Source organism: Pseudomonas sp. NY5710, from assembly GCF_013305665.1.
In the GTDB taxonomy this organism is placed as follows: Bacteria; Pseudomonadota; Gammaproteobacteria; order Pseudomonadales; family Pseudomonadaceae; genus Aquipseudomonas; species Aquipseudomonas juntendi.
Genome location: NZ_CP045554.1, coordinates 4,136,207 through 4,154,081, shown reverse-complemented (window position 1 = coordinate 4,154,081; position 17,875 = coordinate 4,136,207). Strand labels below are relative to the sequence as shown.

Annotated in this window: 14 protein-coding genes; 5 read left to right on the top strand and 9 right to left on the bottom strand. The window is 62.3% G+C overall.

From position 1 onward, the window contains the following. The first annotated feature begins 59 nt into the window (after window positions 1–59). Window positions 60–4,355: an NEL-type E3 ubiquitin ligase domain-containing protein gene (locus GEV39_RS19185; RefSeq protein ID WP_173890857.1), complete on the top strand. Its 4,296-nt coding sequence runs from the start codon at window positions 60–62 to the stop codon at window positions 4,353–4,355. 20 nt (window positions 4,356–4,375) lie between these two features. On the opposite strand, the gene glpD is transcribed toward GEV39_RS19185, so the two are convergent. The 4 genes from glpD to GEV39_RS19165 form a co-directional block, all read right to left on the bottom strand. Further along, the gene (gene glpD, locus GEV39_RS19180; protein ID WP_173890856.1) at window positions 4,376–5,914 is read right to left on the bottom strand and encodes a glycerol-3-phosphate dehydrogenase; all 1,539 of its coding nucleotides are present in this window, start codon (window positions 5,912–5,914) and stop codon (window positions 4,376–4,378) included. Between the two features lie 231 nt (window positions 5,915–6,145). Beyond that, window positions 6,146–6,901 carry a DNA-binding transcriptional repressor GlpR gene (gene glpR / locus GEV39_RS19175; RefSeq protein ID WP_173890855.1) on the bottom strand — a complete coding sequence of 252 codons (756 nt, stop codon included), beginning with the start codon at window positions 6,899–6,901 and terminating at the stop codon, window positions 6,146–6,148. A 143-nt stretch (window positions 6,902–7,044) separates the two neighbouring features. Continuing rightward, window positions 7,045–8,544 carry a glycerol kinase GlpK gene (gene glpK / locus GEV39_RS19170; RefSeq protein ID WP_173890854.1) on the bottom strand — a complete coding sequence of 500 codons (1,500 nt, stop codon included), beginning with the start codon at window positions 8,542–8,544 and terminating at the stop codon, window positions 7,045–7,047. Window positions 8,545–8,595: 51 nt separating this feature from the next. Continuing rightward, window positions 8,596–9,447 (bottom strand): MIP/aquaporin family protein, encoded by an 852-nt coding sequence (locus tag GEV39_RS19165; RefSeq protein ID WP_173890853.1) that lies wholly within the window; start codon window positions 9,445–9,447, stop codon window positions 8,596–8,598. 298 nt (window positions 9,448–9,745) lie between these two features. Between GEV39_RS19165 and ybaK the strand changes: the two genes are divergently transcribed. After that, entirely contained in the window at window positions 9,746–10,216 is a 471-nt protein-coding gene (gene ybaK, locus GEV39_RS19160) for a Cys-tRNA(Pro) deacylase (RefSeq protein WP_054904052.1), read from the top strand. 36 nt (window positions 10,217–10,252) lie between these two features. Here ybaK and GEV39_RS19155 read toward each other — a convergent pair whose 3' ends face one another. Both GEV39_RS19155 and argF read right to left on the bottom strand, forming a co-directional pair. Next, entirely contained in the window at window positions 10,253–11,362 is a 1,110-nt protein-coding gene (locus tag GEV39_RS19155; protein ID WP_173890852.1) for an ABC transporter ATP-binding protein, read from the bottom strand. Beyond that, on the bottom strand, window positions 11,359–12,279 hold the full coding sequence (gene argF / locus GEV39_RS19150) for an ornithine carbamoyltransferase (protein WP_054913622.1): 921 nt from the start codon (window positions 12,277–12,279) through the stop codon (window positions 11,359–11,361). Before argF ends, GEV39_RS19155 begins: the two co-directional genes overlap by 4 nt. A gap of 382 nt (window positions 12,280–12,661) precedes the next feature. Here argF and GEV39_RS19145 point away from each other — a divergent pair, with 382 nt between their 5' ends. Together GEV39_RS19145 and grxD are read left to right on the top strand one after the other, a co-directional pair. Next, window positions 12,662–14,770, top strand: coding sequence for a molybdopterin oxidoreductase family protein (locus GEV39_RS19145; protein ID WP_173890851.1), 2,109 nt, complete (start codon window positions 12,662–12,664; stop codon window positions 14,768–14,770). Between the two features lie 91 nt (window positions 14,771–14,861). Continuing rightward, the gene (grxD, locus tag GEV39_RS19140; protein WP_009684557.1) at window positions 14,862–15,197 is read left to right on the top strand and encodes a Grx4 family monothiol glutaredoxin; all 336 of its coding nucleotides are present in this window, start codon (window positions 14,862–14,864) and stop codon (window positions 15,195–15,197) included. Between the two features lie 55 nt (window positions 15,198–15,252). On the opposite strand, the gene bfr is transcribed toward grxD, so the two are convergent. Both bfr and GEV39_RS19130 read right to left on the bottom strand, forming a co-directional pair. Continuing rightward, window positions 15,253–15,726 (bottom strand): bacterioferritin, encoded by a 474-nt coding sequence (bfr, locus tag GEV39_RS19135; RefSeq protein WP_173890850.1) that lies wholly within the window; start codon window positions 15,724–15,726, stop codon window positions 15,253–15,255. 199 nt (window positions 15,727–15,925) lie between these two features. Beyond that, on the bottom strand, window positions 15,926–16,144 hold the full coding sequence (locus tag GEV39_RS19130) for a bacterioferritin-associated ferredoxin (RefSeq protein ID WP_009684559.1): 219 nt from the start codon (window positions 16,142–16,144) through the stop codon (window positions 15,926–15,928). A gap of 223 nt (window positions 16,145–16,367) precedes the next feature. Between GEV39_RS19130 and GEV39_RS19125 the strand changes: the two genes are divergently transcribed. Then, window positions 16,368–16,970, top strand: coding sequence for a peroxiredoxin (locus GEV39_RS19125; RefSeq protein WP_009684560.1), 603 nt, complete (start codon window positions 16,368–16,370; stop codon window positions 16,968–16,970). A 250-nt stretch (window positions 16,971–17,220) separates the two neighbouring features. On the opposite strand, the gene rnt is transcribed toward GEV39_RS19125, so the two are convergent. Beyond that, window positions 17,221–17,832, bottom strand: a complete 612-nt coding sequence (rnt, locus tag GEV39_RS19120; RefSeq protein ID WP_259369752.1) for a ribonuclease T — start codon at window positions 17,830–17,832, stop codon at window positions 17,221–17,223. Window positions 17,833–17,875 lie beyond the last annotated feature (43 nt).

The window sequence follows — 17,875 nt, the reverse complement described above, 5'->3', positions numbered from 1 at the left end:
CCTCAGCCTCTGGCTGGATGGCTGGTTGACTCGGCGCCCTTGTCGCTGGAGCTGAACCGATGACCGAGCCGTTGTTTCCCGCTGATTCGATCGATACCTTGATTGCCCGGCGCCTGCCTGCATGGCTGGTGGCGCATGGCAATGTCGACTGGTTGCTTGCCTTGCGCCGCGCGCTGCAGGCCCAGGAAGAAGCCACCCGTTCGCTGCACCGAACCCTGCAAGCCATTCCGGCACTGGACGAGTTCGCAGCTACCCGTTTGAACCAGGTATTGAACCGTGCAGGCCTGACGATCACCGACCTGCGCCGCAGCCACGTGGGTGTCGAGCGCACCGTTACACTGCCGCCGATGGCGCCGGGCTGGCCCATGCGTCGGCACATATTGCGATCTTCCACGCCGTTGCTGGCGGCGGTACTGCACAATTTCCATATCGTCGACACGCGCCCTTCGCCCAGCCGCCGGGGCTGGCTGCTCGACGCCAGCGGCGAGCCCGTGCCGGTGGGTTACGAGGTATTCGCCGGGCGCTGCCGCGAGGCCGATGTGGGCGGGCGCTACCAGGCCATCCTGCGCCAGTGCCTGGCGCCGGACGATGCCCCAGGTGCTGCACCTGGCTCGGCCAAGGCCGCTGTACACCGGTGCTTCGAGGAAAACGCCCGCGCCGACCTGGAAGTGGCAGTACGCTGCGCATTGCTCAAAGGTGATCTGGACGAGAACAGCTACCGCTTGCTGTTGCCCTGTATTACCGCGTCACCGACGGTGCCGGCGGGGCCGGGTGAGGTCGCGCCACGGCAGCTGTACCTGTTGGGCAAATGTGTGCGAGGCGTGGTGACATTGGAACTGCGGCCAGCGCTGGGGGCGGACCTGCAGGGGGTATTCGTCTGGGTACCGAATGACCCGCAGTCGCCGGTTCGCGTCTATCAGTCCTGGGAAGAGGTGTTTCGGGCGTTGGCCAGGCGCCTGACGACGGCACCCTACCGCCGATTCTTCAGCCGCTTCATCAGTGAGCGCGACCGGGTTGGCTTTCAGCAGCTGCTCGAGGAGCGGATAGAGGCAAGTGCGGCGCACCAGGTGCCTGAGCTCGATGGCAGGCACCTGCCCATCAATACGACGCTGTTCAGTCATGTGCGTGGGTTGCAGATAGACAAACTGCTCGATGATGCCCACGTGCTGGCCGTGCCTACCGCAGACCTCGATGAACAGGCGCGCGATGCCCGGCTGCAAGCCTATCGGGAACTGGGCCTGAACCTCTTGAACCTGGCAGGCATGTTCGTTCCGGTGCTGGGCGAGGGCTTGTTGGCCTACACCGCGGTGGAGTTAGCCGGGGAAGTTTACGAAGGCTACCAGGACTGGCGTATCGGCGATCGGCAGGGCGCCATGGATCATGTGTTCGGTGTTGCGCAAACCGTAGTGGCGGGTGCGCTGATTGCCACCGGTGCCTCCGCGGCGCGGCATTACCTGCAGCGCGTGCCGTTCGTGGACGCGCTGCAGCCAATGCGTGACCAGGCCGCAAATGCTCGTTTGGTTGCAGCGCACCTGCCCGGGTATTCGATTGACTGGAGCCCGGGAGACGACCTCCACGAGTGGGTGTGGCACCTGGACGGAGCCATGTACCGGGTAAGCGAGGATCCTGTGCATGGCAGCACGCGAATTCGCCACGCATCGCGTGCTGAAGCCTGGCAGCCCAGGCTCGAAAGTAACGGTGGCGATGGCTGGCGCCATGAGCTGGAGCGGCCAGGGGACTGGCAGGGGGCCGGCCAGTTGGTCAGGCGGCTGAGTTCAAGGCTTGCCGGTGTACCCGATGCCGCCGCGGATTACCTGTTGCAGGCGACGGGGTTGAGTGAAGCCCGGCTGCGGCGCCTGCATCTGGAACAGGTGGATGCCCCCGCACGGCTGTACGATGCGCTGGATGTTTATCGCGCCCATGAGCGCTTCCCCGACCTGGCCGGCCCGGCCTTGGAGCAGCAGCTTGCCGATAGCGTGGCGGAGCACGGCAGCAGTCTGTTGGCCAGGGCATTCCCGGGTTTGTCGAGGCGTCAGCTGGTTGAGTTGATGGCGCAGTGCAGCGGCGTCGAGCGGGAACAATTGCTGGAGCGGCAACGCTTGCCGTTGACGCTGGCCGAGCGGGCGCGCTGGCAACTGCGTGAGCGCCGGCTGGACCGCGCGTGTGCCGGCTTGTACCTGCCGCGTGCAGTCAACGCCGACAGCGAACGCATTGCCTTCGGGGTCTTGGGAGAGCGGCTTGCCTGGCCATCGACGCTGAGGCTGGAGCTTCGTGAGCGCACTGCGCAGGGGGCGCTGCTGGCCAGTGCCGGCAGTGAGGGCGCCGAGCAGGTGCAATACATCTTCAGGCGCGGCGACGGTTACCGCAGTCCACGATCGACGCGTTCCCACAGCTTGCAGTGGGCATTGCTGACGAGCCTGGATGAGGCGCAGCTGGCAGAGCTGGGCAATGGTGGCCTGGGTGAAGAAGCCTTCGGCCAGTGGTTGTTGCGCAGTGCCGCAAGTGACCGGGAACAGGCCGCCAAATGGTGTGGCATGCAACCTGTGCACGGCGCCTTGCGCCCACCCCAGCGTTTCGGGGATGGGCGCCTGGGTTACCCGCTCAGCGGGCGCGGAAGTGGCGAGCGGCAAGCGATCCGGCGGGGCATTCAACAGATTTTTCCGACCCTGAGCGACGATGAGATACAAGCGTATTTGCTGAACGTGGGCGGTGGCTATGGCGGGCTATGGGAGCACTACACCCAACTTCAAGAGCATCTGGCGCAACTACGCAGTTGTTTGCGCCAGTGGCGCCAGGCCGCCAGCAACCCGCTGCAGGGCGTGAGGCGTCGTCGGTTGGAGACCGCCCTACGCCGTTGCTGGAGGCGCAAGGTGGTCAACGCAGGGGGTGAATACGTGCTGGATCTGGATGGCGAGCATATCGGCAGCTTGCCACAGCTTCCGCCGGGCATCCGTTTCGATCATGTCAAACGTCTGTACCTGCGCGACAGCGGCCTTACTGTAATCGACGAAGACTTCCTGGCGCGCTTTGGCAATTTGGTCGAGCTGGACCTGTCACGCAACCGGTTGACCACGATCCCGGCAGGGCTGGAAAGTCTGGAGCGGCTCAGGACCTTGACGCTATCGCGCAACCAGATCGCCCTTGACAGTGTGGGTGAGGGGCGTCTGGTGCAGGCGCGGAGCCTGCAGTTCCTGGACTTGAGCTACAATCCGCTGGGGCGGGCGCCCGTGTTGACCACGTTGCGCTACCTGCGCGAAGTGCGGCTCAGGTCAACCGGCCTGGAGCAGATGCCTGAGCCGGTGTCCTGGCGGGCCAGGATCGATCTGCGAGACAATCGTATCCGTCAGTTACGCCAGGACCTGGCGCGGCTACGCCTGCAATTGGAAGATCATGCCCTGCACGACAACCCCCTCGACGAGGCAGAAGAAGCCCAGCTCGAGCAGGCCGGGGCCAGGAACCCTGCTGCTGGCGGCGTACGGCATCATCGCCCCGTAGACGACGCTTTGTTCGGGCGTTTGACCGATGCGGTAGAGGAACACCAGCGGGGCCGGTGGCGCGCGATCTATGACGCGTTAATCGCTGAGCGGGGCGCGGCCGACCTGTTTCGGTTTCTGGCGGACTTCGTCGCTGCCGAGGATTTTGCCCTTGCGCCGACCCGTTACCGCGCGCGTATCTGGCGCATTCTGGAGTTCTGTGAGCAACATGAGGCTGTGCGTGTGCGCCTGTTCGCTGAAGCCGGTGGCCCAAGGACGTGTGAAGACCGGCTGCTGTTGACGTTGGAGCAGCTTGAACTGAGTGTAATGGTGGAGCGCGCCGTAGGCGGTGAGCCGGCGGGACTGGAGGGGCGTTTATGGCGTCTGGGGCGTTCGCTTTGGCGCCTGGACGAAGTCGACCGGCTTGCCGTGCGCCACATCGAGCGCCTGCGTGCCCAGCGTACGGTCGGCGTGGATGAGGTCGAGACCCGGCTGTACTACCGGCTCAAGTTGAGTGCCACCCTGGACCTGCCCATCGAGTACGATGAAATGCACTACCCAGGGTTTGCGCATGTCACCAGCAGCGACCTACTGCGTGCTCGCGACCAGATTCTGGCAAACGAGACACCTGAGCAAGTGATTGGCTCCCTGGCGCAGCGGCCGTTCTGGGAGGTCCATGCCCGCGAGCGCCACCCGTCGCGTTTCGAGCAAGTCCTGCAACCGCTCAATGAGCGGATGGAAAGCCTCGAAGAGCAGGTAAGCCAGGCGCAGATCGACGACTGGACCTTCGCCCTGCGTTGCAAGGCCCTCAAGTACGAATACGAGCAGGCCGAGCGACGCTTGTTGCTAACCCTGGCGCAGGAGCTGCACAGCAGGCTTTGAGCCTGCTGTGCAGCGCTGCATCACGCGGCGTGGCCCTGGGCAAGCCCGACTCGGGTTTGTTGCAGGTAGTTTTCCAGGGCCAGGCGTTCTGCTGCATGGGTAAACAGGCCAAGTTTGGTGCGGCGCCACAGGATGTCGTCGGCGGTCGTCGCCCACTCCGCCTCGCAAAGGTAGTCCACTTCGCGAGCGAAGAGCCCACCGCCAATGGCCTGGCCGAGGTCATCCGGGCCGTTCACACCCTCGAGCAGTTGCCAGACCCGGCTGCCATAGGTGTTCGCCCAGCGTTGGGCAATGTCCACCGGCAGCCAGCTGTGGCGGGCCACCAGTTGCTCCAGCAGCGCTTGTGCGGTGGTCATCTGCTCGCCACCCGGCAGGGGCGCGGTGGCTGTCCAGCTGCCGCGCATCTGGCTGAAGAAGGGCTTGAGCTCGGCCATCGCCGATTCGGCCAGCTTGCGGTAGGTGGTCAGTTTGCCGCCGAATACTGACAGCAATGGGGCCTGACCGACCTCTGCCGACAGCGCCAGCGTGTAGTCGCGGGTGACGGCCGACGGGTTGTCCGACTCGTCGTTGCACAACGGGCGTACCCCGGAATAGGTGTTAAGGATGTCGGCCTGGCTCAACTGATGGTTGAAGTGGGCGTTGACCACGTTGAGCAGGTACTGGGTTTCCTGGTCGGTGATGGCGACTTTCGCCGGGTCGCCGCTGTACTCCCGGTCGGTAGTACCGATCAAGGTAAAGCGCTCCAGATAGGGGATGCAGAAGACAATGCGCTGGTCTTCGTTCTGCAGGATATAGGCGTGTTCGCCTTCATACAGGCGCGGCACGATCAGGTGGCTGCCCTGGATCAGGCGAATGCCATAGGGCGCATCGAGCTTGAGGTCGTCCTTGATGAAGCTGGCCACCCAAGGGCCTGCCGCATTGACCAGAGCGCGAGCCCGAATGCGCTGTTGCTGGCCGTCGGCATGCAGCAGGTCTACGTGCCACAGCCCATCTACACGCTCGGCGCGCAGGCAGCGGGTGCGGGTCAGAATATGAGCACCGTGTTCACGGGCCGCCATGGCATTGAGCACCACCAGGCGGGCATCGTCGACTGCACAGTCGGCGTATTCAAAACCGCGCGTGATCTGCGGTTTGAGCGGGTAGCCCGGGCCAAAGCGCAGGCTGCGCGAAGCACCCAGGCGCTTGCGCTTGCCCAGGTGGTCATACAGGAACAGGCCAGCACGGATCATCCAGGCCGGACGCAGGTGCGGGCGGTGTGGCAGCACGAAACGCATGGGCTTGACGATATGTGGCGCCTTGGCCAGCAGCACTTCACGTTCAGCCAACGCTTCGCGAACCAAACGAAACTCGTAATGCTCAAGGTAGCGCAGGCCGCCGTGGATCAGTTTGCTGCTGGCCGATGAGGTGTGCTGGGCCAGGTCGTCCCTTTCGCACAGGAACACTTTGAGGCCCCGGCCAGCGGCATCGGCGGCAATGCCGACACCATTGATGCCACCGCCAATCACGGCAATGTCGTAGCAGTCGGCGAGTGCTGGCTGGGACGAAACGGGCTGGGACACGGGCAAGGCCTCCTGAAGCTGTTCATAGCGAATATGAACATTAATGTTCGTTTCCGAAAATACTAGCGCAACAAGGGGGCGCTTGTCAGTCAGTTTTCATAGAAAAAACTGATCACATGGCAAGTAAGTGAACATTTACGAAAATTCGCTGAATACTTCGCGCAACGAGCCGCCCCGCAGATCGCGCGGCGCTCGATCCGAGGGCGTTACCGCCTGACGGCCTGGGGGCGTTTACACCACTTCGATGCGGATCTTGTACTGGTTGAGCAGCTGCGTCAGGGCGGGGGCGGGGGCCTGGTCGGTCACCAGGCAATCCACCAAGTTGATCGAGCCCAGGCGCACCATGGCATTGCGCCCGAATTTGCTGGAATCGGCGGCCAGGATGACCTGGCGGGCATTGGTGATGATGGCCTGGGATACCCGCACTTCCTGGTAGTCGAAGTCGAGCAGGCTGCCGTCCTCGTCAATGCCACTGATCCCTACCAGGGCGAAATCGACCTTGAACTGGTTGATGAAATCGACGCTGGCCTGGCCGACCACGCCGCCATCCCGGCGCACTGTGCCGCCTGCCACCAGCACCTCGAAATCATCCTTGGCCGCGAGAATGGCGGCCACATGCAGGTTGTTGGTAATGACTTTCAGGTGGTTGTGATTCAGCAGGGCCCGGGCGATGGATTCGGTGGTGGTGCCGATGTTGATGAACACCGAGGCATGGTCGGGAATTTGCCTGGCCACGGCCTCGGCGATACGTTGCTTTTCGTCGCGCATCTGGTCGGCACGCATGGCATAGGCGGTGTTTTCGACGCTCGAATCGTAAGCGGCACCCCCGTGGTAGCGGCGCAGCAGGTTGAGTTCGGCTAACTGGTTGATGTCACGGCGGATGGTTTGTGGCGTCACGACGAACAGCTGCGCCATTTCTTCGATACTGACGTAACCGCGCTCTCGCACCAGTTCGAGGATTTGTTGTTGGCGTGGGGGCAGATTCATGGGCGGTCCTTTGGGGCTGCCGGACAAATTCTGCAATGATGCCGTAGGACGGAGACTACGGCCAGTGCGCTATGACGCATGGCCCGTGCCGCAAACCGCGAACTGCGATCCCATGGTGGGACCGCGTCATCGCTGAGGGTGCCTCAGGCGTCGTGATCTTCCCAATCGCGGGTGCGGTCGACGGCCTTCTTCCAACCGGCATACAGCTTTTCTTTCTGCGCTTCATCCAGCTGCGGGCTGAACTCGCGTTCGATGATGGCCTTGTCGCGCAACTCGTCCAGGCCACACCAGAAGCCACAGGCCAGACCCGCCAGGTATGCCGCGCCGAGGGCTGTGGTTTCACGCATCTTCGGGCGTTCCACGCAGGTGCCGAGGATGTCTGCCTGGAATTGCATGAGGAAGTTGTTGGCCACTGCGCCGCCGTCCACGCGCAGTTCGGACAGGCGCTGGCCGCAGTCCTGTTGCATGGCGTCGAGCACGTCGCGGGTCTGGTAGGCGATCGACTCGAGGGCCGCACGAATGATGTGGTCCACCTTCACGCCGCGGGTCAGGCCGAACAGCGCGCCACGGGCATAGGGATCCCAGTACGGCGCACCCAGGCCGGTAAACGCCGGCACCAGATACACGCCATTGCTGTCCTTGACCTTGCTGGCGAAATACTCGGTATCCAGTGCATCGTTGACGATCTTCAGCTCGTCACGCAGCCACTGCACGGTGGAGCCGCCATTGAACACGGCGCCTTCCAATGCATAGGCCACTTCGCCCCGCGGGCCGCAGGCAATGGTGGTGAGCAGGCCATGGGAGGACTTCACGGCCTGGTCGCCGGTGTTCATCAGCAGGAAGCAGCCGGTGCCGTAGGTGTTCTTGGCCTGGCCCGGTGCCACGCACATCTGGCCGAACAGGGCCGACTGCTGGTCGCCGGCGATACCGGCGATGGCGATGCCGCTCTTGGTGTGGCCATACACTTGCGACGACGGCCGCACCTCAGGCAGCATCTGCCGCGGGATGCCCAGAATTTCCAGCAGTTTGTCGTCCCACTGCAGGCTGTGGATGTTGAACATCAGCGTGCGCGAGGCATTGGTGTAGTCGGTGACATGGACCTTGCCGCCGGAAAATTTCCAGATCAGCCAGGTATCGATGGTGCCGAACAGCAATTCGCCACGTTCGGCCCTTTCGCGGGCGCCTTCGACGTTGTCGAGGATCCATTTCAGCTTGGTGCCGGAAAAGTACGGGTCGGTGACCAGGCCCGTGGTTTCGCGAATGTAGTCTTCATGGCCATCGCGCTTGAGCTGGGCGCAGATCTCGGTGCTGCGGCGGCACTGCCAGACGATGGCGTTGTACACCGGGCGCCCGGTTTCCTTGTCCCATACCACGGTGGTCTCGCGCTGGTTGGTGATGCCCAGCGCGGCAACCTGCGCATGGCTGATGCCCGCCTGGGCCAAGGCTTCGACCATGGTCGCGCTTTGGGTGGCGAAGATCTCCATCGGGTCGTGTTCGACCCAGCCCGCCTGCGGGTAGTGCTGGGCGAACTCGCGCTGGGAGGTACCCACCACGTTGGCGTCACGATCGAAAATGATCGCTCGCGAACTGGTGGTGCCCTGGTCCAGGGCGATGATGTAGTTCTTGTCCTGGGTGTCTGTCATGGTCGTAGGCCTTGCAAGAATAGGGGGTCAGGGCTGTGTGTGATGCCGCGATCAACTGGCTTGAGTATCGCCCTGGCGGTTGTCATTTGTCTCAGGGTGCGTCGCAGTTGCAACAGGCAGGTTGCGGGCGATCAGGCCGCGATAGGCCGCGGCGCCCACGCAGGCGCCAACGATCGGCGCGAAGATCGGCACCAGGAAGTAAGGAATGCTTCGCCCACCGGTAAAGGCAATTTCGCCCCAGCCCGCCAGGAATGTCATGAGCTTTGGACCGAAATCACGGGCCGGGTTCATCGCGAACCCGGTCAGCGGGCCCATGGCGCTGCCGATCACGGCGATCAGCAGGCCGATCAGCAGCGGCGCCACGGCACCGCGCGGCAGGCCATTGTTGTCGTCGGTCAGGGCCATGATCACCGCCATCAGGATAGCGGTGATCACCACTTCGACCAGAAAGGCCTGGCTGGTGGAGAGCGAGGGGTGCGGGTAGGTGGAGAACACCGAGGCCAGCTCCAGGCTGGCTTCGCTTCCGCGTAGCATGGCGTGCGCCTGTTCGAAATCGAAGAACAGGTTGCTGTACAGGGTGTAGACCAGTGCTGCACCACAGAATGCGCCGCACACCTGGGCCAGCATGTAGAAAGGCAGCTTGCGCTTGTCGAAACCGGCGAACAGGGTGAGGGCGATGCTCACGGCCGGGTTCAGGTGCGCGCCGGAAATGCCGGCGCTGAGGTAGATGGCCATGCTTACCCCGACACCCCAGATGATACTGATTTCCCACAGGCCGAAGCTGGCGCCGGCGACCTTGAGCGCGGCGACGCAGCCAGTGCCGAAGAATATCAGCAAGCCCGTGCCGAGAAATTCGGCCAGGCATTGGCTGGACAGCGTGGGTTGGCGTAGAGCAGTCGTCATGTATGACCTCGTTGTTTTTGTTGTGAGGCGCTTGGCGCTCGACAGCAAAGCACGGCGTCCATCCCCATTGACACCGAGCAGGGAAGTGCACCTTTAACGTGCACCACGTATTCAGAAACGAAAAAATATAGACAAGAAACGCTGATGTCAAAGGTCGAAAGTGAACGACCAGTCACGAAATGGCCGCTAAAATCGGTTTCGGATGCCCGTGCCAGAGCTGCGCGATTGCGGTGCGCTGGCTGCCATGTGGGAATTGTCCTAAAGTAGCCGCCGAGCCGTCCCAGACCGGAGCCCCTGCATGACCCCCGCCCTAGACCTGTTGAAGAAGCATCGTGCCGAGCATCGCGTGCACAGTTACGAACACGACCCCAAGTCGGCGTCGTATGGGCTGGAGGCGGCAGAGAAGCTTGGGCTGGACCCGCAGCAGGTATTCAAGACGTTGCTGGCGAGCAGCGAGAAAGGCGAGTTGCTGGTGGCGGTGGTGCCAGTGGGAGGCACCCTGGACCTCAAGGCCCTGGCCCATGCTGCCGGGGTGAAGAAGTGCGAAATGGCCGACCCTGCAGCCGCCCAGCGTGCCACCGGTTACCTGGTCGGCGGCATCAGCCCGCTGGGGCAGAAGAAACGCCTGCGCACCTTCATCGATGAGTCGGCGCAGAACTTTGCCACCATACATGTCAGTGCCGGACGGCGAGGGCTGGAGGTGGAGTTGGCGGCCGCCGTGCTGGCCGAGCATACCCAAGGTAAATTTGCCGGCATTGGCAGGGGCTGAGAAGTTGGGGCTGGCTTGCAGCCCCAATACGCTGTATCAGGTCGCCGAGCTGTAGCGACGAACCCCTTTCTCCAGGGGTGGCAACTGCGCTGCAACGCTACCGGGTGCCGGAAACAGCACCAGGTGGTCGGCTTTTACCGCAATGCCGACATCGTCACCCACCTGCTGATCGTCATGGCTGGGGAAGATCGCTTCCAGCTGGCTGCCCGTCGGCAACTGCAGGCGGTACAAGGTCGAGGCGCCGAGGAAGCTCTTGCCGACTATTTTGGCCTGCAGGGGGCTGCCTGGTGCATGCACGATATCGTCCGGGCGCAGCAGCACATCTACCGAGCTGCCCGGGGCCATGATGTAGGCGCGGTTACCCCGCAACTCGCCCAGTTCGGTGCTGACCGCTTCGTGGCTGACCATCTGGCCACGAATGAAATAGCCCTGGCCGATGAAACTGGCAACGAACGGTGTCTGTGGCTCGTGGTACAGATTGTACGGTGTGTCCCACTGTTCCAGGCGGCCCTCTTTGAACACCCCGACCTGGTCGCTGACGGCAAACGCTTCCTCTTGGTCATGGGTGACCAGAACGGCACTGGTGCCGCGGCTTTTGAGAATGTCACGCACTTCATGGCTCAGCCGCCGGCGCAGTTCCACGTCGAGGTTGGAGAACGGCTCGTCGAGCAGTAGCAACTGCGGCTCGGGAGCCAGCGCACGGGCCAGCGCGACCCGTTGCTGCTGGCCGCCAGACAGCTCGTGCGGGTAACGCCCGCCCAGGCCAGCCAGCTTGACCAGCTCGAGCATTTCTTCGACGACTGCCGCCTGGCGGGGGTGCTTGGCAATGCCGAAGGCTATGTTCTGCGCCACAGTCAGGTGGGGGAACAGCGCGTAGTCCTGGAACACCATGCCGATGCGGCGCTTTTCCGGGGCCAGGGTGAAACCGGCTCGGGAAATCACTTCGCCAGCCAGCTGGATCTCGCCATCGTGCACCGGCTCGAAGCCGGCGATGGCGCGCAGGGTGGTGGTTTTGCCGCAACCGGATGAACCCAGCAGGCAACCGATGTCGCCTGCGTTCAGGTGCAGGTTGAGGTTCTGGACGATGCGCTGGTCGCCGTAGCCGCAGGCAAGGTTGCGCAGGTTGAGCAGTAGGGGTTGACTCATGCGTGGTGGTAAGCCGGTTCGACAAGGAATTCGAGAAGGGCCTTCTGTGCATGCAGGCGATTTTCAGCCTGGTCCCAGGCGACGGACCGCGGGTCGTCGAGCAGGTCATGGCTGATTTCCTCGCCACGGTGGGCAGGCAGGCAGTGCATGAACAGGGCGTCGGGTGCCGCCAGGTCGAGCAGTTCGCGGGTGACCTGGTATGGCGCAAAGTGCGCCAGGCGCCGTGCAGTTTCCTCCTCCTGGCCCATGGAAGTCCAGACGTCCGTGGTCACCAGGTGGGCACCGCTTACGGCTTGCTTGGGGTCGCGCACGATTTGCACGTGGTCACCGCCAATGGCCATGAAGCGTGGGTCAGGCTCGTAACCTTCCGGGCACGCGATACGCAACTGGAAGTCAAACTGCCTGGCCGCCTCGATGTAGGAGTTGCACATGTTGAAGCCGTCACCGATCCAGGCCACGGTCTTGCCTTGAATGGTGCCGCGGTGTTCGAGGAAGGTTTGCATGTCGGCCAGCAACTGGCACGGGTGCGACTCGTCGGACAGCGCGTTGATCACCGGTACGCGTGAGTTGGCGGCGAATTCGGTGAGGGTGCTGTGGGCATGGGTGCGGATCATGACCACGTCGAGCATGCTCGACAGCACGATGGCGCTGTCGCCAATCGGCTCCCCACGGCCCAGCTGGGTATCGCGAGGCGACAGGAAGATGGCCTGACCGCCGAGTTGAATCATGCCGGCTTCGAACGACACACGGGTGCGGGTCGAAGACTTCTCGAAAATCATGCCCAGCACGCGGTTTTTCAGCGGCTCGAACAGCACGCCTCGCTTGCGCAGGTCCTTCAGCTCGATGCCGCGGCGGATCACCCCGAGCAATTCGTCGGCGGTGAAGTCCAGCAGGGAGAGAAAGTGCCTAGCGCTCATGATTGACTACCTTATCTGCAACAGTATGCAGGTCGACCGTATGGTTTTTTTGACAACGGGAGTGACCTGCGGCGTAAGCCGCACGGGGGCGGACGAAAAAGGGAAAGGCGCAATACTATAAGTAAATGTCGCCTAAAGCCAAGAGGGGAAACAGCAGGCTGCCCGCAAAGAGGTTGCAAGGCGTGTCTCTACCCGTTGGGCTGTGCTGTTTTTTATTTGCTACAGCAAGTTGTACACGGCTTGCTGGCAATTTGGCAAATGGCTGTCGCAAATCGTGCCACTGATGTCGGTGGATTCACGCGGCGAAGCGCGCTGGCCGGGATAGGGTGCGGGGCGCATAGTTTCAGCTCGTTCACCCCCCAACAACAAGGCAGAGGCGGCCATGACCAAGACCCTGCATCACCGTGCGTGTCACCTGTGCGAAGCGATCTGCGGGCTCAACATCGAAATCAGCCATGATGACGCGGGGCGGGCGCAGATCAGCTCGATCAAGGGCGACCCCCACGACCCGTTCAGCCGCGGCCATGTCTGCCCCAAGGCGGTGGCGTTGCAGGACATTCAGAATGACCCGGATCGTTTGCGCCAGCCCCATAAACGGGTAGGGGAGCACTGGCAGGCGATTGAGTGGGATGAAGCGTTTGCCTTGGCCGCCGACAGGCTGTGGGCGATCCAGCAGGCCCATGGGCGCAATGCCGTGGCCGTGTACCAGGGCAATCCCAGCGTGCACAACTATGGGTTGATGACCCACAGCAATTATTTCCTCGGCCTGCTGAAAACCCGCAACCGTTTCTCTGCCACATCGGTGGACCAGTTGCCGCAGCACCTGGTCAGCCACCTGATGTATGGGCATGGCTTGCTATTGCCGATCCCGGACATCGACCATACCGATTTCATGTTGATTCTAGGCGGCAACCCGCTGGCCTCCAACGGCAGCATCATGACGGTGCCCGACGTGGAGAAGCGGCTCAAGGCCCTGCGCGGGCGCGGTGGGCGCCTGGTGGTGGTGGACCCGCGGCGCAGCGAAACGGCGGCCATGGCCGACCGCCATCTGTTCATTCGCCCCGGGGGCGATGCGGCGCTGTTGTGCGGCCTGCTGAGCACGCTGTTCGACGAGGGCCTGACGCGCGGCTCCCACGTGCCGGTCAATGGTCTGCAGCAGGTTCGCGCGGCACTGGCGCCACTCAGCGCCGAGGCCATGAGCGCGCTGTGTGGCATCGAGGCGGCCGAGATCCGGCAGCTGGCACGGGATTTCGCCGCCGCCGACAAGGCGGTGTGCTACGGGCGCATGGGCGTGTCGACGCAAACCTTCGGCACCCTGTGCCATTGGCTGGTGCAACTGATCAACCTGGTGACCGGTAACCTCGACCGTGCCGGCGGGGCGTTGTGTACGGAGCCGGCCGTCGACCTGGTCGCAACCACCTCGGGTGGGCATTTCAATGTCTGGCAAAGCCGGGTATCGGGGTTGCCCGAATACGGCGGTGAGCTGCCGGTGGCGGCCCTCGCCGAAGAAATGCTGACGCCCGGCGAGGGGCAGGTGCATGCCTTGGTGACGGTGGCCGGCAACCCTGTGCTGTCCACGCCCAACGGCCGCCAGCTGGATGCTGCGCTGGAGGGGTTGCAGTTCATGCTCAGCATCGACCTCTACATCAACGAGACCACACGCCATGCCGACTTGATCCTGCCCTCGACCTCGGCGTTGGAAAATGATCACTACGACAGCACATTCAACTTGTTGGCCGTGCGCAACATCACGCGCTTCAACCGGGCGATCCTGGCCAAACCGCAGGGCGCCTTGCATGACTGGGAAATTTTCGTCGGGCTGGCGCAGGCCTATGCCAGGCGTGCCGGGCTGGAGATCAAGCCGACCGTGGCCCCCGCACAGATGATCGACCTGGCCCTGCGCAAAGGCCGCTACGGCGAGGCAACCGCCTGGCAGCTTTCCCTGGCCAAGCTCGATGAGAACCCGCATGGCCTGGACCTTGGCCCATTGCGCGCCAACCTCCAGGCTCGCCTGGCCACTGCCAGCAAGGCAATCGAAGCGGCGCCCCAGGTACTGTTGGACGATTTGCAGCGGTTGGCTCGGCAAGCACCGCCGGCGCCGAACGAACTGTTGTTGATCGGGCGTCGGCACGTACGCAGCAACAACTCATGGATGCACAACTATCATCGGCTGGTCAAAGGCAAGCCCCGGCACCAGTTGCTGATGCACCCCCACGATCTGCAGCAGCGGCAACTGCAAGATGGCCAGCGGGTGCGGATTCGCTCGCGCACCGGGGCCTTGGAAGTCGAGGTACTGGCTTGCGAGGATATGATGCCCGGTGTGGTCAGCTTGCCCCATGGGTTCGGTCATGGCCGGCAGGGCATACACCTGCAGGTCGCCCAGGCGCAGCCTGGCGTGAGTGCCAATGACCTGACCGACGAGCGCTTGCGTGACCAGGTGTCGGGCAATGCGGCGCTCAATGGCGTCCCCGTGCAGGTCGAGGCCGCTTGAGCGATGGTAAGGCCGAGCATGCTGCTCGGCTTTCCGTTACAATGCCTCACCGTGCCGACGATCGCGTCGGAAAGTTCAGCTGAGGTGCTAGATGGATATCATCGATACGATCAAAGAGCAGATTGCCAACAACACCATTCTGCTTTACATGAAAGGTTCGCCGAATGCCCCGCAATGCGGGTTCTCGGCCAAGGCATCGCAGGCTGTGATGGGTTGTGGCGAGAAGTTCGCCTACGTCGACATCCTGCAGAACCCGGAAATCCGCGCCAACCTGCCAAAGTACGCCAACTGGCCGACCTTCCCGCAGCTGTGGGTTGCCGGTGAGCTGGTCGGCGGTAGCGACATCATGCTGGAAATGTTCGAAAAGGGTGAGCTGCAGGCCCTGATCAAGGACGCCGCCGCCAAGGCCAAAGCTGCCGAAGCCTGATTTCGGCAAGCATAAAAAAACCCGCTGATCGCGGGTTTTTTTATGCGGCGGGTGGTTACTCTTCGCCCATCTGCGATTGCAGGTAGTTTTCGATACCGATCTTGTCGATCAGCCCAAGCTGGGTTTCCAGCCAATCGATATGTTCTTCCTCGGACTCGAGGATATCTTCCAGCATGTCACGCGAGCCGAAGTCACCTGCAGTTTCGCAATGGGCGATGGCGGCCTTGAGATCGGCCAGGCCCTTGTGTTCGAGCCTCAGGTCGCACTCGAGCATTTCCTTGGTGTGCTCACCGATCAACAGCTTGCCCAGGTCCTGAACGTTAGGGATGCCTTCGAGAAAGAGAATACGCTTGATCAACTTGTCAGCGTGCTTCATCTCGTCGATCGATTCCTTGTACTCGTGCTTGCCGAGCTTGTTCAGGCCCCAATCTTCGTACATGCGGGCGTGCAGGAAATACTGGTTGATCGCGACCAGCTCGTTTCCGAGGATCTTGTTGAGATGCTGGATGACGCTTACGTCGCCTTTCATTTGGGTTCCTGCCCTGTAGAAGTGTGCCAATAGCAGGAAGTTTGAGCCCGATGCGTAAGTGTGTCAAACCTAAGTGATTGAATAATAAATGAAAATTAATAGGAATAAGAATGTTTGTGAACCGCGTTGGTACCTTAACTTATTGATATGTAGGCATAAAAAAACCGGACGCTAGGTCCGGTTCTTGGAAATGCTGGTGTCAGGCGGTGGTGAATTCTACCGGGTAGGGCAGGGCTGCCTGGCTGACCTGTAGCTCGGTCAGGGTCTCGCGGACCACCTGCTTGGCCAGGCAGGCACATTTGCCACATTGGCTGGCGACGTTGGTCGCGGCTCGCACATCCTTGTAACTGCAGCATCCTTCATAGATCGCGTCGCGGATCTGTCCGTCTGTAACGCCGACACAAAGACACACATACATAAGGGCTGACCATCGCTGGTGGAGTCGATGGGTTGGAGCTTAATGTTAATGAGAATGCTTGTCAAAGCACTTTCTGCAAGGCGTGTGCTTGAGCGACCGGCGGTTGCCTGCTCGTTGGATTCGGCCTGTCATCAGAAGCCGTGTATGATGGTCGCCTTTGTTGGATGTCGGGCAGGCCCGTCTGGCCCGGCAAACGGTTCTACATCCTCATCAGGAGATTACAATGAGCGTACTCGTTGGTAAGAAAGCCCCCGATTTCACCGTACCGGCCGTGCTGGGCAATGGCGAGATCGTCGACAGCTTCAACCTGGCTTCGGCCATCAAGGGCAAGTACGGCCTGGTGTTCTTCTACCCGCTGGACTTCACCTTCGTCTGCCCGTCCGAGCTGATCGCCCTGGACCACCGCATTCCTGATTTCCAGGCGCGCAACGTAGAAGTGATCGGCGTGTCGATCGACTCGCACTTCACTCACAACGCCTGGCGCAACACCCCGGTCAACAACGGCGGCATCGGCCAGGTGAAGTACACCCTGGCTGCCGACATGACCCACGAAATCTGCAAAGCCTACGACGTTGAGTCCGAAGGTGGCGTGGCCTTCCGTGGTGCCTTCCTGATCGACACCAACGGTGTTGTTCGTTCGCAGATCGTCAACGACCTGCCACTGGGCCGTAACATGGATGAGCTGCTGCGCCTGGTCGACGCCCTGCAATTCCACGAAGAGCACGGCGAAGTCTGCCCTGCCAACTGGAAAAAAGGCGACAAGGGCATGAACGCTTCGCCAGAAGGCGTTGCCGCCTACCTGAGCGAGAACGCCGGCAAGCTGTAATTGCCGCGCGCATGAAAAACCGGCCCTCTGGCTAATGCCTGTCAGTTAAGCGTTACTGGGGCTGCTTTGCAGCCCTTCGCGGGCACGCCCGCTCCCACGATCCCCTGTGGGAGCGGGCGTGCCCGCGAAGGGTCGCAAAGCGGCCCCAAATTACTCAACTGACAGGCATTAGCCTTGGTGGCCGGTTTTTTTGTGCCTGGGTGGTGGCTGCGCGCTGGTGTTGCGAAAGGGCCGCCAGGCGGCCCTCCGGTCAATCGTTGAAGTCGCGCCAGCCGCCCAGTTCCTTCCAGCGGTTGACGATGCCGCAGAACAGCTCCGCGGTTTTCTCGGTGTCGTACCGCGCCGAGTGCGCTTCACGTCCATCGAAGTCGATGTCGGCGCTTTGGCAAGCCCGCGCCAGTACGGTTTGGCCATAGGCCAGGCCGGCCAGGGTGGCCGTGTCGAAGCTGGAAAACGGGTGGAATGGGTTACGCTTCACGTCATTGCGCGCCACGGCCGCGTTGAGGAAGCCGAGGTCGAAGCTGCTGTTATGGCCGACCAGAATCGCCCGCTTGCAGCCATTGGCCTTGAGGGCCTTGCGCACACCGCGGAAAATATCGGTCAGCGCGGTTTCCTCGCTGACTGCCATGCGCAGCGGGTGGTCGAGCTTGATGCCGGTGAACTCCAGCGCGGCCGCCTCGATGTTTGCGCCTTCAAACGGTTCCACCCGGTGGAAGTACGTGTGCTCGGGGAACAGGAAGCCTTTCTCGTCCATGCCGATGGTCACTGCAGCAATTTCCAGCAAGGCATCGGTGGCGCTGTTGAAGCCGCCCGTTTCCACGTCCACTACAACCGGCAGGTAACCGCGGAAGCGCTCGGCCATTGGATGGCGCGGCCCGCTGTTGCCTTGGCTTTCCAGGTCGTCT

Bases quoted from the DNA above. Each gene is read 5' to 3' on its own strand.
- glpK (WP_173890854.1), bottom strand. From the start codon at position 8,544: ATGACAGACACCCAGGACAAGAACTACATCATCGCCCTGGACCAGGGC.
- GEV39_RS19125 (WP_009684560.1), top strand. From the start codon at position 16,368: ATGAGCGTACTCGTTGGTAAGAAAGCCCCCGATTTCACCGTACCGGCC.
- argF (WP_054913622.1), bottom strand. From the start codon at position 12,279: ATGAGCGCTAGGCACTTTCTCTCCCTGCTGGACTTCACCGCCGACGAA.
- rnt (WP_259369752.1), bottom strand. From the start codon at position 17,832: ATGGCCGAGCGCTTCCGCGGTTACCTGCCGGTTGTAGTGGACGTGGAA.
- GEV39_RS19165 (WP_173890853.1), bottom strand. From the start codon at position 9,447: ATGACGACTGCTCTACGCCAACCCACGCTGTCCAGCCAATGCCTGGCC.
- GEV39_RS19155 (WP_173890852.1), bottom strand. From the start codon at position 11,362: ATGAGTCAACCCCTACTGCTCAACCTGCGCAACCTTGCCTGCGGCTAC.
- GEV39_RS19185 (WP_173890857.1), top strand. From the start codon at position 60: ATGACCGAGCCGTTGTTTCCCGCTGATTCGATCGATACCTTGATTGCC.
- ybaK (WP_054904052.1), top strand. From the start codon at position 9,746: ATGACCCCCGCCCTAGACCTGTTGAAGAAGCATCGTGCCGAGCATCGC.
- glpR (WP_173890855.1), bottom strand. From the start codon at position 6,901: ATGAATCTGCCCCCACGCCAACAACAAATCCTCGAACTGGTGCGAGAG.
- GEV39_RS19145 (WP_173890851.1), top strand. From the start codon at position 12,662: ATGACCAAGACCCTGCATCACCGTGCGTGTCACCTGTGCGAAGCGATC.
- grxD (WP_009684557.1), top strand. From the start codon at position 14,862: ATGGATATCATCGATACGATCAAAGAGCAGATTGCCAACAACACCATT.
- bfr (WP_173890850.1), bottom strand. From the start codon at position 15,726: ATGAAAGGCGACGTAAGCGTCATCCAGCATCTCAACAAGATCCTCGGA.
- GEV39_RS19130 (WP_009684559.1), bottom strand. From the start codon at position 16,144: ATGTATGTGTGTCTTTGTGTCGGCGTTACAGACGGACAGATCCGCGAC.